Annotated in this window: 7 protein-coding genes; 2 read left to right on the top strand and 5 right to left on the bottom strand. The window is 73.3% G+C overall.

The window, feature by feature from the left end; all coding sequences use genetic code 11:
• The first annotated feature begins 51 nt into the window (after positions 1-51).
• Positions 52-1182, top strand: coding sequence for a sensor histidine kinase (locus tag ACN27J_RS12090; RefSeq protein ID WP_421366039.1), 1131 nt, complete (start codon positions 52-54; stop codon positions 1180-1182).
• 12 nt (positions 1183-1194) lie between these two features.
• The gene (locus ACN27J_RS12085; protein WP_421366036.1) at positions 1195-1845 is read left to right on the top strand and encodes a response regulator; all 651 of its coding nucleotides are present in this window, start codon (positions 1195-1197) and stop codon (positions 1843-1845) included.
• A gap of 53 nt (positions 1846-1898) precedes the next feature.
• Here the strand turns inward: ACN27J_RS12085 and ACN27J_RS12080 are convergent, their stop codons facing one another.
• From ACN27J_RS12080 to ACN27J_RS12060, 5 genes are all read right to left on the bottom strand, one after another.
• Entirely contained in the window at positions 1899-2345 is a 447-nt protein-coding gene (locus ACN27J_RS12080) for a rhodanese-like domain-containing protein (protein WP_421366035.1), read from the bottom strand.
• Between the two features lie 63 nt (positions 2346-2408).
• Positions 2409-13853 (bottom strand): amino acid adenylation domain-containing protein, encoded by an 11445-nt coding sequence (locus tag ACN27J_RS12075; RefSeq protein WP_421366032.1) that lies wholly within the window; start codon positions 13851-13853, stop codon positions 2409-2411.
• 95 nt (positions 13854-13948) lie between these two features.
• Positions 13949-14434: a hypothetical protein gene (locus ACN27J_RS12070; protein ID WP_421366030.1), complete on the bottom strand. Its 486-nt coding sequence runs from the start codon at positions 14432-14434 to the stop codon at positions 13949-13951.
• Between the two features lie 275 nt (positions 14435-14709).
• Positions 14710-15234 (bottom strand): DUF6036 family nucleotidyltransferase, encoded by a 525-nt coding sequence (locus ACN27J_RS12065; protein ID WP_278113932.1) that lies wholly within the window; start codon positions 15232-15234, stop codon positions 14710-14712.
• Positions 15231-15635: a hypothetical protein gene (locus ACN27J_RS12060; protein ID WP_421366029.1), complete on the bottom strand. Its 405-nt coding sequence runs from the start codon at positions 15633-15635 to the stop codon at positions 15231-15233. The genes ACN27J_RS12065 and ACN27J_RS12060 overlap by 4 nt, the downstream gene beginning before the upstream one ends.
• Positions 15636-15659 lie beyond the last annotated feature (24 nt).

Below are 15659 nucleotides of genomic sequence, written 5' to 3'. Positions count from 1 at the left end.
GTGTCCACCGGCTCCGAGGCAGCATCGCGTCCGTCGTCCCCGGCGGGCGCGATGCGCGCGTTCTGGGCACGCCACTCCTGGCTGGGGATCTGGCCCGTCGTGCTGTTCTGTCTGGCGCTCGGCTTCGACACCGGTATCGGGTTCCGCCTGCCGCAGACCTGGGACTGGTGGGCGATCGGGGTCAACACGCTGGTGGCCCTGTCGTTGCTGGCCTGGCGGTCGCGGCCGTGGTGGGTGCTGCTGGTGGTGGTGGCGGGCGACCTGGTGAGCGAGTCGGCCCAGCTGATTCCGTTCATGGTCGTGTCGTACTCACTGGCCGTCTACCGCTCGACCCGCGCCGGGATCATCGGCGGGGTGGTCACCGTCGTGGTCATGGCCGGGGAGAACGTCGTGCGCAACGGGTACGCCGCGTTGCAGCCCGTCGCGCTTCCCCTGATCGCCGCCGCGGTGGGCTCGGTGCTGGTCGGAGTGAACGTCGCCACCCGCCGTCGCTACCTGCACGCACTGCTCGACCGGGCGACCCGGCTCGCCCGGGAGAAGGAGCAGGAGGGTCAGTTGGCGGCGGGCCGGGAACGGGCTCGGATCGCCCGCGACATGCACGACATCGTCGCGCACAACCTCACCATGATGGTACGGCTGGCTGACGGAGCCACGGCCGTGGCCGATTCCGATCCACAACGGTCGCGCGCAGCGGTGGAGCGGCTCGCCAACCTTGGCCGGGAGGCGATGAAGGACATGCGCCGGCTGCTCGGTGTCCTGCGCGACGGCGGCCTGGACACCCCGGGCGACCTGGAGACCCTGGTCGAGACGTTCCGGATCGCCGGCCTGCCGGTGACACTGCGCCGCCGGGGGTCCGATGTCGAGTCGGCCGGTCTGCAACGCGTGGTGTTCCGGGTGGTCCAGGAGTCGCTGACGAACGCCCTGCGGTACGCCGAGCAGCCGACCGAGGTCCGCGTCGACCTCGACTACTCCGCCGATCCGATCCGGGTCGAGATCACCGACGACGGTCGGGGCAGCGCCCCAGCGCCCTCGGTCGGCAGCGAGCAGGGGTTGATCGCCCTGGCCGAGAGGGTCGCGCTCTACGGCGGTACGGTCGAGACCGGTCGCCAGCCGATCGGCTGGGCCGTGCGGGTCACCCTGCCCCACCCGAGCAAGAACCCCGATGAGCAAGAACCCCGATGAGCAAGGACGTCGATGAGTGAGACGACGCTGCTGCTCGTGGACGACCAGGAGCTCGTGCGCGAGGGCATGGCGATGGTTCTCGGCGCGGCATCGGGCCTGCGCGTCGTCGGGGAGGCCGGCGACGGGCGGGCCGGCGCGCTGCTGGCCCGCGACCGGCAACCGGATGTGGTGCTGATGGATGTGCGGATGCCGATCATGGACGGCATCGAGGCGACTTCCGACATCGTGACGCACTGCCCGGCGACCAAGGTTCTCATCCTGACCACGTTCGACCTCGACGAGTACGCGTTCGACGGGCTCCGCGCGGGTGCCAGCGGCTTCCTGCTCAAGGACGTGCCGTCGGCGGAGCTGGTCGCGGCGGTCCGTACGGTGGCCGCAGGCGAGGCGGTGGTCTCGCCCCGGATCACCCGCTCTCTGCTCGACCACTACCGGGACCCTCGCCGACCGGCGCCACAGCAGGCGCGACTACTCGACGAGCTGACTGGCCGGGAGCGGGAGGTCCTGGTGGCCATCGGCCGCGGCCTGTCGAATCCGGAGATCGCCGGCGAGCTGTTCCTGTCCGAGTCGACGGTCAAGACCCACGTGGGCCGGGTCCTGGCCAAGCTCGGGGCGCGGGACCGGGTGCACGCGGTGATCTGGGCGCATCGGCACGGCCTCGTCTGAGCCCGACCGGCCAGCCAGTCGATCAGGCGGCCAGCCAGCCGATCAGGCGGCACTCACCGGTGCGGGTTGATCACCGGTAACCCGGCGGCCTGCCAGGCGGCGAAACCGCCGGTCAGGTCGGTGGCCCGGGGCAGGCCGAGATTCTGGAGTGAAGCGGCCGCCAACGAGGAGGCGTACCCCTCCTGACAGAAGATGATCGGCCACAGTTGCGGATCGTCGGCGAGGTCGATCCGGGCCGCGCTTCGTGGGTCGAGCCGCCATTCCAGGACGTTGCGTTCGATCACGAGCGCGTCGGGGATCTCCCCGAACTCCGCGCGTTGGGCGGCCGGCCGGATATCGACCAGCACCGCCCGACCGTCCCGCTGGGCGTGCCGGGCAGCCACCGGGTCGACCCGGTCCAGCCGTTCGCGTACCTGGTCGAGCAGCCGGTCGATGCCGGGTCCGGGCTGCTCGGGCGTAGCGGCCGTCAGGTGGTCGGCGCGGTGCTCGGTGGTGGCCATGCTGCTCCTTGTCGCCGGCACCGCCCGCTTGTCGTGGCGGCGAACAACTCCCTCTTGTTCCTATCAGAGTGGCGCTGGCAGCCGCCCGTCGACCAGCTCCGCGACGGCGGTGTCGCCCAGATGCAGCGGGGCCGCCGCTATCCCCGCCGCGCGCGCCGCCGACCAGTACGCCGCCGCCAGCTCCGGGTCCACCAGACCATGCACCAGCGGCAGCTCCGGCCGGTCCGCCTGCAGCAGCGACTCCAGCTGACAGGACGCCACCATGTCCGGCAACGCGCCGCGTGCCGCGTACCCGGCGACCGCCGCCGCCGGCAGACCGGCGGGCAGGACCCGCCGCACCGGGCCGCAGGAGAGCAGCCCGCCACCGACCACCAGCACGTCGCCGTCGCGGCGCATCCGCCGCAGCGCGTCGGCCGTTTTCACGCAGTGCGGGAACGAGTCGTCGACCAGCACCGTCCCCGGGCGCAGCCGGTCCACGTCGACGATCTCGGTGGCGCTGCTCACCGCCGCGACGATGGTCGCCGCCGCGTACACCTGTGTCGCGGCCGTCGGCGTCGAATCGGCCCAGACCAGCTCACCCTGGTAGCCGAGACGCCGCAACCGGTCCGGGTAGTCGGCCAGTCGGCGGCGGCTGGCCGGCAGGTCGGCCAGCACGATCCGGGGTGGCTGCGGCCCGCCCTGGCTCAGCAGCAGCTCCAGCGCCGACCGGCCGATCGAGCCCAGTCCGACCACGGCGAGCGGGCCGGTGGCGAGATCACGCCCGGCGGCGTCGAGCGCAGCCAGCGTGGTCAGCACCACCGACGTGGCGGTCGCGGCGTGCCCGGTCGTCACCCGTACCGCCGAATTCACCTGCCGCAGGACGTCGAAGCCGTAGCCGGTGACCGATGGCAGCATGCCGGCCAGCGACACGCACCGGGCACCTGCCTGGGCGGCGAGCGAGACCGCGGCAGCCGTCACCGGCGCCAGGCCGGGGCCGAGTTCGTCGGCGAACAGCGGCAGGCAGACGAACCCGGAGCGGCCGAACGGCGTGACCAGCTCCTCCAACAGACGGGGTGCCCCGGCCGGGAACAGCAGCTCGCGGATCTGTTCACGGGGCAGCGCCGCCGCCGGTATCCCGGCCAGCGCCGCCAACTGGGCCGGTGCCGGAAGGTAGCCGACGATCGCCGCGTCCAGCACGGTGCCGACAGTGGCGACCCGCCCGGTGCCGGTCGCAGTGGCGACCCGCCCGGTGCCGGCTGCCCCGGCGCAGACCAGGTCGGCTTCGATCGCAGTGACAAGACTGGCGAAGCGGTCGGCGTCCAGCGCTGCCGACGCGGCCCGGACGGTGACCCGTAGCCCGGCTTCGACCGGTCGGACGGTCAGCAGCACGTCGGTGCCGACCGGCGGCGGTTCCAGTTCGCTGTCGCCGTCGTCCCAGTGCAGCGTCAACCCACCCGGTGCGCCGTCACCGGTCGGTCCGATCCCGGTGAAGTCGAGGGAGCTGAAGATGAACTGCGCCCCGGCCAGCATCGCCGTCGGCCGGCTGTCAGCGGACTCGGCCGAAATCAGCTCCCCTTCGGCGCCGTGCCGGCGGGCCGTGGCGACCTCGCCGGCCACCTGGGCCAGATCGTCGTCGAATGCCCGCCCGGCACCGGTCAGCCGCAGCGGCAGCAGCACCGCGCACGGTCCGAAGAGCCGATGCAGGTCCGGTAGCGGGTGATCCCGGCCGGTCACGGTCAGACCGATCACCAGGTCGTCCTGGCCGGTCAGCCGGGCCAACCCCCGGCGGTACGCGGTGAGCACCGGCGCGTACCCGCTGCTGCCTGCGGCGGCGGCCAGCCGGCCCAGCGCGGCGGACACCGCACCGTCCAAGGTAAACCCTGCGGTGTGCGTCCGCCCGGTGACGTCGGTCGCTGCGGCACCGGTCGAGGCGCGCAGCGTCGGCGGCCGGTACGGCTGCCCGAACCGTTCCCGCCACCAGCGGTCTGCCTGCGGATCCGGATCATCCTGCCGCTGCCGCTGCCGCTGCCAGGCCACGTAGGCACGGAACGTCGTGCGCAGCGGCGCGCCGTCTACCGGCGCTCCGGCCGCCAGCGCGTCGTGCAGAGCCAGCAGTTCCCGCCCGAGCAGCGCCGCGCTGTACCCGTCGCCGATCAGATGGTGGGCGTGCACCAGCAGGACATGCTCGTCCGGCCCGACGGTCAGCACCAGTAGCCGCAGCAACGGCCAGGCCCACGGCTCCAACGTCCGCTGACGCTCCCGCGCGACCCGGTCGTCGACCAGGTCGGCGACCCGACTGTCGAGCTGGTCGGCCGACTCGATGGTCTCGAACAGCACCGGCAGCCGCAGCGTCGCCGGCAACTCCTGCTGCACCGGTGGCCGGGCCCCGGCCGGAAACACGGTACGCAGCATCGGATGCCGGGCCACGGTGACGTCGACCGCCTGCTGGAAGCGGCGCCGGTCCAGCCGACCGGACAGCCGCAGCCGGGCCAGCCAGGTCGAGCTGCTGCCGGGCGCGACGGCCTCGGCGAGCAGGAAGCCACGCTGGGCGGGGGCGAGTGGAAACGGCCGTGGGTCGTAGCCGACCGTCGGTACGTCCGCAGCGGCCGCATCCGGGCCCGGTACGTCCGCAGCCGCCGTGTTCGCTGTCGGAACCCTGGTGGCGGCTGCGTCGATCGCCGCAGCCAGGCCGGCCAGGGTGCGGTGGTCGTAGATGACCGTCGGGCGGGGCAAGGCCGGGAAGTGTTCCCGCAGCCGGGCGAAGACGTCGAGGGCCACGATGGAGTTGCCACCGATGGCGAAGAAGTCGTCGTCGCGGTGTACGGCGGGCAACCCGAGCACGGTCTGCCACACCTGCGCCAACCGCCGCTCCGTGCCGGTGCGCGGTGCCTCGCCAACGACAGGCGGCGGGGCGTCGTCGGCCGGGTCTGCATCCTCGCTCGGCAGCCCGGTGAATGCCAGTCGGTCAACCTTGCCGGTGGTCGTCGTCGGCAGCTCCCGTACCAGGTGGATCCGGGCCGGAACCCACTGCGGCGGCAGCCGGTCGGTGAGGTGCCGGCGCAGGTCGGCGGCGTCCGTCGCGGCGTCCGCGCTCGGGTCCGTCAGCTGCGCGTACGCGACGAGCCGGGGATAGGGCTCGGTCTGGAGCAGCACCACCGCCGTGGCGACCGCCGGGTGGTTGCCCAGCGCCGCTTCGATCTCTGCCGGCTCGATCCGGTGGCCGTGCAGCTTTACCTGGTCGTCGAGCCGGCCGAGGAATTCCAGATCCCCGGTGGGTCCGACGCGGACCCGGTCGCCGCTGCGGTACCAGCGCCGGCCGTCGCGGTGGACGAACGCCGCCTCGGTCTGCGCCGCATCGTCCAGGTAGCCGTTGGTCAACCCGGGTCCGCTGATCTGCAGCTCACCGGCGGTTCCCGGCGGGCAGGGCCGCCCGTCGGCGTCGACCACGGCCAGCGTCGTGCCGGCCACCGGCCGGCCGATCGGCACCCGCCGCAGGCCGTCGGCCGGCCGCCGGTCGATCAGGAACCAGGCGGCGTTGATGGTCGCCTCGGTCGGCCCGTACAGGTTGGTGATCCGGTGCCCGGGGCCGAACAGGTCGAACCAGCTCCGCACCTGCCCGGGAGGCAGCGTTTCGCCGCCGACGTGGATCCAGCGCAGCGCCGACAGGTCCGGTCGCCCGCCCGAGGTGGTACGCCGCTGCGCCGCCGCCAGCAGCTGACCCCACAGGGTCGGCACCGAGCTCCAGACGGTGATTCGGTCGTGTTCGACCCGGCGCAGCATCTCGTCGGGGTCGCGCAGCACCTGCGGGGCGAGTACGACGACCGTCGCCCCGACCAGCAGCGGCGCCAGCAGTTGCCGGACCGAGGCGTCGAAGCACAACGACGAGGTCTGCGCCAGCCGGTCACCGCTGTGGTAGCCGAACGTGTCGACCGCCCAGTGTAGATAGTTGGCAGTCGAGCGGTGACTGACCGGCACGCCCTTGGGTCGGCCGGTCGACCCGGAGGTGAAAATTACGTACGCCGTACCGTCCGGGTCGGCAGCGGCCGCGCCGTCTGTGACCGGGGCGACAGCGGTCCCGTTGACGATGATCGTGTCGATGTCGACCGTGACCAGCCCGGCCAGCGCATCGGCCAACGTCGTCGACTCGGTGTCGTGCAACAGCACCTGTGCGCCGCTTCGCCGCAGCTGATCGCGGTGGCGGACCGCCGGGTGGGCGACGTCCAACGGCACCCAGCCGGCGCCGGCGCGCAGCACCCCGACGATGGCGGCGACGGCGGCGGGTCCGCGCGCGGCCAGCAATCCGACCAGATCACCGACTTGTACGCCGTGATGGCGCAGCGCGGCGGCGACCCGGTCGGCGGCGGCGTCCAACTGTCGGTACGTCATCCGCAGCTCGCCCGCCTCGACTGCGACGGCGTCGGCGTGCCGGCGGCACACCTGCCCGATTCGCTCCACCACCGACGGCAGTACCCCCAAAGTGGACTCCGTAAAGGGCGGGTCGGTCTGGTTGGCCAGGTCAGCCAGTTCAGCGAGGAAATCGGCGGCCAGCCCGGCGACCATGGCCCGGTCCAGCGACGCCACCGGATGGTTCCAGGCGAACCGCAGCCGCTCGCCGTCGGGCCAGCAGAGCAGCCCCAGCCGGGTGCCGGCCGACGCGGTGCCGGCGGCGACCGGCGACACCCGTACCGGCAGGTCGGCGTCGGACATGACCGGGAAACGGGCGAAGCTGAAACTGGCCGGGCTGGTGGTGACCGGCCGGCCGCCGCCAGCCGGGTCGTCGGGTCGCGGCGTCGCCCGCGCCAGGTCGACCGCGTCGACCGTGCCGTGCCGCTGCGCGACCAGCCAGGCGGCCAGGACCCGCCGCGCGAGGTCGACCGCCGGCTCGGCCGGGTCGACGTCGACCGTCACCGGCAGGGTGTCGGCGAACGGCCCGACTACCCGGTCGACGCCGGGCAGCCGGGCGTCGCGGCCGGCCCGCGCCACCGACACGGTGACGGTGCGCTGCCCGCTGGATCGGGCCAGGCAGCGGGCGTACCCGGCGAGCAGCAGGTGGAACAGCGACACCTGCGCGGCGGCGGCCACCCTGGTCAGCGCGGCCACCGTCGGCGGGTCGACGCTGACCTGATGGGCCGCGTACGGCGGCGCGGGCGGTGCGGCCGGGTCGCGCCACGGCAGCCGCAGCCCGGTCGGCCACGACGCCAGGGTCTCCCGCCAGAAGGCCAGGTCTTCCGCGCGTGCCGGGGCGGCGACGGCCAGGTGGTCGCGGAACGTCGCCGGCACCGCCGGCAGCTGCGGTACGCGGCCGGCGGCCAGCGCGCCGTACACCTGCCACAGCTCCTCGCTGAGCACACTCAGGCTGGCCCCGTCCCCGGCGGCGTGGTGCAGCACCAGCAGCAGCTGGGCGTCGGTGGGACCGGTCCGGATCAGGGCGGCGCGCAGCGGCGGCCGGCAGGTCAGGTCGATGGGCTCGTTGCACAGCCGTTCGGTCAGCGCGTCGACGTCACCGGCGCCGTCATCCTGTCCATCGCTGTCGCCCTGGCCGTCGTCGTGGACGGCGTACCAGTCGGTCAGCGGCGTCGGCGGGCCGATCAGCTGGCGGGGCGGCGCGGTGCCGTCGTCGGTCCACCGCATCCGCAGCATCGGGTGCCGGTACGTCAGGTGTTCCAGGGCCTGCCCGAGCAGGTCGGCGTCGAGCGGCCCGGTGACGGCGTGCCGGACGAACCCGTACGCGGCCACCTGTGGGTAGAGCCGGTGCAGGGTGTGGAACGCCAACTGCACCCCGGACAGCGCGAACGGTTCCGCGTTGTCGTCCCCGGTGACGGCGGTCGGAGCAACAGCCGGCGGCGGATCCGCTAGCCGGTCGACGAGCGCGGCGATGGTGCCGTGCTCGAACAGCAGCATGGTCGGCAGCGGCCGGCCGAGTTCGCCTTCGAGAGTCTTGACCAGGTCGATGGCGGTGAGTGAGTCCAGGCCGAGGGAGAGAAACGGCGTCTCGTCGTCGATCCGCGCCGGGTCGCAGTCCAGCGCGTCGGCGAGCAGCCGCCGCAGCACGTCCCTGATCTCGCCCGGGGTGTGGGGCTGCCGACCCGCGTCACCACTCCGTGCGGCCGGCTGCTGCGGCACGGCGGCAGCCGGAGCGGTCGGCGCAGCGACGCTCGCGGCAGCCACCGGGACCGCGCTCGCGGCGGTCAGCCGGGCGACGACCAGGTGGGCGCCGGGCCGGCGCAGCGCCGACCGCAGCGCCGGCAGGGCGTCGTCGAACGGCAGCGCCGGCAGGCCCCGGGCGGCCAGCCGCGCCGCGAGCCCCGGATGGGCGGCCATCCCCGCGTCGGCCAGGGCCGAGAACCCGACGGTACGCAGCGGCCGGCCGGCAGCCCGCTCGACGGCGGCGTACGTGTCCAGGAAGGCGTTGGCGGCGGCGTAGTCGCCGACCGCCCCGGCGAGTCCGGGCAGCAGCGCGCTGACCGAGGTGAACGCCACCACGGTCGCCGGGCGTCGACCGTACCGGCGCAGCGCCTGGACCAGCAGGTGACCGCCGCGTACCTTCGGCGCCAGCACGGCCTGCAGCTGCGCCACGGACCTCGACCGCAGCGGGCCGGGCCGGACCACCCCGGCGGCGTGGAACACCCCGGCGAGGTCGGGCAGCCCGGCGATCAGCGCGTCGACGTCGGCGGCGTCGGTGATGTCGCAGCGGCGGTAGTCGACCTGCGCGCCGAGGGTTCGCAGCCGGTTCACCAGACCGTCCGGCGCGGCGTCGGCGCGGCCGGCGAGCACGATCCGGCGGTGTCCGCGTGCGGCCAGGTCCGCGGCGAGCGCGGCGCCGACACCGCCGGTGCCACCGACAATCAGCTGTACGCCGTCGGCGTCGACCGAGTCCGTGGTGTCCTCGCCGATCGGCGAGGTGGGTACGAGCCGCCGACCCAGCCGCTGCCCGCCCCGCCACGCCACCGGACGCGACTCCACCGGCCGCGACTCGACCGCCGCCGGGTCTGGCTGTGCCCCCACGGTCGCCAGCTCGGTGGCCAGCGCGACGATCCGGGCCGGTACGTCATCGGTCGCTGACAGGTCTACTCCGGACGCCGTGCTGTCCGGGTGTTCGTCGGCGAGCGCCGCCGTCAACCCGGTGACCAGGCTCTGCATCGGGTCCGGTCGTTCACCGGTCGCCCCGGTGCTGACCGCGTCCTGGGTGACCACCAGCAGCCGGAACCCTCGTTCGGGCAGCGCGGCGACCAGTCCGGTCACACCGCGCAGTGTGGCGTCGACGGCCGCGTCCAGCCCGGCCACGCCGCCGTCGATGTCGAACGCGTCGCCGCTGGCCAGGTACACGACGAGGTCGGCGTCACCGATCCCGTTGGCAAGCTCGATGCCGTCGGCGGCCAGCCGGTCCCGTAGCCCGTCCGCCAGCGGGCAGCCGAGGGCCGCACCCGGCCCGGTCAGGTGCACCGAGCCGGGGGAGCGGCCAGCCAGCAGCGGCAGCGGCGACCAGCACACCTGATGGACCAGCCCGTCCCGGTCCTTCGCCGCCTCCGGCAGCCAGTGCCGGCGCCGCTGGAACGGGTACGTCGGCACGGCGACCCGCCGCCGACCATCGGAGAGCCGGACCCGGTCCACGGCGACCCCGCGCTGCCACAGCGCCCCGACCAGCCCGGTCAGCCCGCCGTCGGCGTCGGTCGGCGGCACCGACAGCACCTCGACCCGGTCCGCCGACTGTGGCGACGCGTCGCGTACCGCCCGGGTCAGCCGGTCCGGGTCGGCACCGAGCAGCACGTCGTAGCCCTGGTCGAGCAGCGCCCGCAGCTGGTCGGCGTCGTCGCCGGTGACGGCGTCGGGCATTACCCCCCAGTCGGCGAGCCGCCGGCAGACCGCAGTCGGCCCGGTCTCGCCGTCGGTCTCGTCGCCAGGCCACACCACGGCGGTGCGCGGCCGGCGTACCACCTCGGTGGCCGGGCCGGACGCGGCGGCGGCCAACGCGGCGGCGAGCCCGGCGGTGCTGTCGGCGACGACGGCGACCCGGTGCGGCCGGTCGTCCCGGGCGGTGTTCACGGTGGCGCATACGTCGTCGGGGTGCAGCTGCGGGTGCGCGTCGAGGTAGGCGGCGAGGTCCCGCAGCGACTGCCGCAACGCGGCCTCGGTCGCCGCCGAGCAGGTCAACAGGTACGGCCCGGCGCTGGCTGCCCCGGCAGCCTGCTCTGTTGCCGGCGCGGCCTGCCGCGGTGCTGTCGCCGGCATGGCTTCCTGCAGGATCGCGTGCGCGTTGGTGCCACCGAAGCCGAACGCGTCGACCCCGGCGGTCAGCGGAGCGTCGTCGCCGGCCGTCCAGTCCCAGTCGGTCGCCTTGGTGACCACCTCGAAGCCGGCGGCGGGCAGGTCCAGCCGGGGCGACGGGGCGTCGACATGCAGCGACGGCGGCAGTTGCCGGTGCCGCAGCGCCAGCACCACCTTGACCAGGGCCGGCATCCCGGCGGCGTTGAGCAGGTGACCGAGGTTCGACTTGACCGAGCCGATCAGCCGGGGCCGGCCGTCCGGGCGCGGCGGGAAGGCGTACGCCAGCGACCGCACCTCGACCGGGTCACCGAGCTCCGTACCCGTCCCGTGTGCCTCCACATAGGAGACCATGGCCGGGTCGACGCCGCTGTCCCGGTACGCCTGGACGATCACGTCCCGTTGGCGTAACGGGTTCGGGGCCAGCAGACTCAACGAGCGGCCGTCGTTGTTGACGGCGGTCCCGCGTACCAGGGCAAGAAGCTCGGCCCCGGCGGCGCGGGCGTCGTCGACGCGGGCCAGGACCAGCGCGGCCCCGCCCTCGCCGGGCACGAACCCGTCGGCGTCGGCGGCGAAGACCCGGCATCGGCCGGTGGCCGACAGCGCCCCGGCGGCGGCGAGCAGCCGGTGTCCGGTCGGCGTCAGGTTCAGGTTGACCCCGCCGACGACGGCCAGGTCACATTCGCGTTCCCGCAGGCTGCGTACTGCCAGGTGCAGCGCGACCAGCGCCGACGAGCAGGCGGTGTCGACCGCGATCGCCGGCCCGGTCAGGTCGAGGGCCTGCGCGACGCGGGCCGGGATCAGGTTGCGCAGGTTGCCGACCAGCGCGGCCGGCTGCGTCGCATCCTCCGGTTGCGCGCGCAGCAGTTCGGCGTAGCCGCTCTCGCCGACCGCCGCGAACACCCCGACCCGGCGGCCGTGCCGACGCGGCCCGGCGTACCCGGCACGTTCCAACGCCTCGTGCGCCAACTCCAGGAAGATCCGGGCGTGCGGATCGGTGTGGTCGGCGTCGGTGTCGGACATGCCGAAGAAGCCGGCGTCGAAGCCGGTTGGGTCGTCCAAGAACGCCCCCCAGCGGGCGGTGTCGCCCTCGGCCGGCCGCCACCGCTGCGCCGGGATCTCGCCGACACTGTCCCGCCCGTCGAGCAACTGCCGCCAGAACTCGTCCGGGCTGTCCGCGTCGGGGAACCGGCAGGCCATCCCGATGATCGCCACCCCATCCGCCGGCCCGGCAGCCGCAGCGGCGGCTGGCCCGCCTGTCGGCCCGGCCGCTGGACCGCTCGCCGGCCCGGCCGGTTCCACCCTCCCGTCCGCTACCGGGGTGAGCAGATGGTCGGCCAGTGCCGCCACCGTCGCCCGTTCCCGCAGCTCGGCCGGGTCGAGTTCGCGGCCGAACGCGTCCTCCAAGCCGGCCAGCACCTCCATCGCCTGCAGCGACGAACCGCCCAGCGTGGTGAACCGGTCGTGCGGCCCGATCTCGTCGGCGGGCCGGCGCAGCACCCGCGCCCACACCGCCCGCACGACCCGCTCCACCTCGTCGCGGCTCCCACCACCGGCAACAGCGCTCATCGTCGGTGCGATCGCCGACGTCGGCGGAGTCGTTGCCGCCCAGCGCTGCTCGACGGCGGCGAAGTCACCGGCGGCGTACCGCTGGCGCAGCCGGGGCCGACGCAGCTTGCCGCTGGTGGTACGGGGGAACGCCCCGGCCGGCACCGGCAGCACCCGCACCTGGTCGTGGCCGGTCGCCGTCACGATCCGGGCCGCCACCTGCGCCAGCACCGCAGCGGCGTCGGCCGGCGGCCGGGCCCACTGCACGAACACCACGATCCGCTCGGCACCGCTGTCGTGGTCGGTGCAGCCGATCACCGCGACCCGCCCCGCCGGCAGCCCGGCCGTGCCGGCGACGACCTCCTCCAGGTCGGCGGCGTGGAAGGTACGGCCGTTGACGAACACGACGTCCTTGGCCCGGCCGGTCACGCAGAGCCGGCCGTCGTCGCGCAAGAATCCCAGATCACCGGTACGCAGCCACCCGTCGACGAACACCTCGGCGGTGGCAGCCGGGTCACGGTGGTAGCCGGCGGCCACGTTCGGGCCACGTACCTCGATCCGGCCGACCCGGCCGTCACCGGAGGCGCTGCCGGCGTCGTCGACGATGCGCACCTGGCAGCCGGGCACCGGCGGCCCGACGTCCATGAACTCCACCGCGTCTGTGTCACCCGCGCCAGCCGGCTGCACCGTGCCGGCCGCGAGCGCCGCTCGGTCCACCCGTACCGGCGCGGCGGTTTCGCCCAGCGGCGGGACCGTGACGGCGAGGGTCGCCTCGGCCAGCCCGTACACCGGTTGCAGTGCGGCCGGGTCGAGCCCGGCGGGCCGGGTCCGTTCGACGAACGCCCGCCAGACCACCGGCGAGATCGGCTCCGCGCCGACCATCATCAGCCGTACGGTACTCAGGTCCAGCCCGGCCAGGGCCTCGGCCGGCACCCGCCGGACGGCCAGGGCGAGGGCGAAGTTGGCCGCCGACAGCAGGGTGGCCCGGTGTCGATCCGCGACGCTGAACCACAGCAGCGGCCGTTTCGCGAACGTCAGCGGGCCGATCCGCACCTGCCGCAGCCGGGCGGCCAGCGGTGCCAGGTGGGTGCCGATCAACCCCATGTCGTGGAAGTACGGCATCCAGCTCACCGAGACGTCGTCGCTGGTCAGCGCAGCGGCCTGGCCGATCTGCCGCAGGTTGGCCAGCACGTTGCGGTGCCGCAGCTCGACGCCGCGTGGGGTGCCGGTGCTGCCGGAGGAGAACTGCAGGAACGCGGGACTGTCGGGGTCGGGTGTCGGCAGCCGGTGCCGGGTCGACCCTGTGCGTAGGCCGGCGATGTGCAGTGCCGGCGCGTCGGCCGCTTGCGCAACCGGGGCGCAGGCGTGGTCGACTATCACCGGTACGCCGCCGAGCAGGTCACGCACGCCGGCCACCCGGGTCGGTTCCGCAGGCAGCGGTACGGGCACCAGCCCGGCCGCCAGCGCGCCCCAGAACATCGGCTGGAAGTCGTCACCGGCATCGGCCAGCAGGATCACCGGTGTGCCGGCCGCAATCCCGGCCTCGTGCAGCCCACCGGCGACCTTCAGCGCCTCGTCGCGCAGCTGTCGGTGTGTGACGACGTGCTCGGTCCCGTCGCCGCGTACGTGCGTGATCGTCTGATCGGGGGCGGTGTCGGCGGCTGCGATCAGCACATCGAGCAGGTGTTTCTCGCCGTTCGGCCCGTCCGTGATCAGCACGGCCAGACCCTAGCCGAGCCGGTCGACACCCCACCTGGGCCGACCGGCCGGAACGCGGCGGATCCCGGGTGCCGGATACGGACCGCCGTCGAGCGTCAGCCGCGTGCGAGCCAGTGGGTCACGTCGTCGGTGAGGACCACCTCGTACGGCAGAGCCCGCAGGTCGCCGGCGCTCACGTCCAGACCACGGGAGCGTGCGAGGTCAGCCAGCCACGACCATGGATGCTCCTCGGCGGTCTCGTCGTCGTCGGGGAGCACGACGGTCAACACGGACCGGGTGACGCTCTCCCGCGCCTCGTCCGGGGCGTCGCCGACCGGCTCGGCACCTGCAGGCGTGTCGCCCGCCGACCGGCGGCTGAATGTGAAGCCGCGGTCCTGGTGCAGCAACACCCTCCGACCGTCGTCCAGCAGGACGAACTCGCCGACGGAGAAGCTCTGCGTGTCCGCTGCATCGGCCCGCTGTGGTCGGAGGTCGCAGATGGCACCGACGCCGACGACGCGGCCGGGCCCGACCGGAGGTAGGTCCACCTGGTCGTCGACGGCCCCCGGGTACGCCTGCCAACCGCTTCCCGCTCCGTTCACTTGCCGTACCTCCTGACGCTGTTGGCTCGCCTCCCGCGATTTCGTCCACTGGTTCCAGAAGATCCTCTGGTCGGAACCACACCAGCGTACGGTCGATGTGTTCGAGCAGGTCACCCTCGTATTCGCGGGCGGCGTCTGCGGCTGCGACAGCACATCGAGTAGGTGCTTCTCGCCGCTCGGCCCGCTCGTGTACGGCCCGGACCCTCGCCGAGCCGGTTGACACCTCACCTGGTCTGGTCGGCGGAACGCGGTGGGCTGGCCGGTAGTGGTCGTCGCTACTGTTCGGCTGGATCCGGGAACAGCTCCTCAAGCATGAATTGAACCTTGGGGGCGATCGGTCGTCCTGGATACACGGACTCGACCAGGTCAAGTCCTTGCGCCGTTGTAGTGAACCCGCAAAGCCGATACAAGATGGCTATGTCGTCAATGTCCTGTTCTCTTGCTGCCAGGAGTTTCATGGCGAGGAGATACTCAGGTGAGGCGACGTCGACGCGAAGGGAGTCGTTTTCGAACACCTGGCGTGCTTGTGGATCCGATCCAGGGAGGAACCCTTTGACGGCATCGTTGAGCCAGTCGTCGGGAAGATCGTTTCTGGCTGCCACGGCAGCGGCCGCCAGGTGCACTCCGGTTTTTGGGGCGAAGATGGCATCGATGTCCCGGGTCGCCCGGCGAGCGTCGTAGGCGAGAGCCATCGCCGCACCACCGACCAGGAAGACCTCCGCGCGGATGCCCTGGTTGCGCAGCTCTGTGGAGAGCTCGTTGAACAGATGCAGAATCTGGCTGCGATCGAGAAGGCTCATACTCGCACTAACGCCGATTCTGTGATGAACACACCGCGCTTGCGGAATGCCAGCGGTGACTCGACGATTGCGGTGGCATGCCAGGACTTGAGTCCCGATACGAACCACCAGGGCTTTGCGTACCGCTTCTGGTCGAAGGCCCAGGCCGGTGGCCGCCAGCCATCCCGGCGGGCGAGATGTTCGGCCAATCCAGCGAGAGCGGCGTCCACCCGAACGTCGCCAGTTTCGGGCGGCACCGTTGCGAACAGCTCCGCTCCAGCGGCAACACCATCCGTGGACAGTGCTCGCTGGTAGTCGTCAAGGAGCTGAAGGAGACAGCGGAAGGCGTGCTGAGGACCGCCGCCGCCTGCCAGTTCGGCGGCGGCATTGCGGGCGGCATCTGCTGCGGTCCAGAGCGTCACACTCAGAGCTTACGACGCCGCGCT

Source organism: Solwaraspora sp. WMMB762, from assembly GCF_049179115.1.
Classification (GTDB): Bacteria; Actinomycetota; Actinomycetes; order Mycobacteriales; family Micromonosporaceae; genus Micromonospora_E.
Note: the sequence above shows the minus strand (reverse complement) of the source record. Positions and strands in the feature narration are given on the sequence as shown.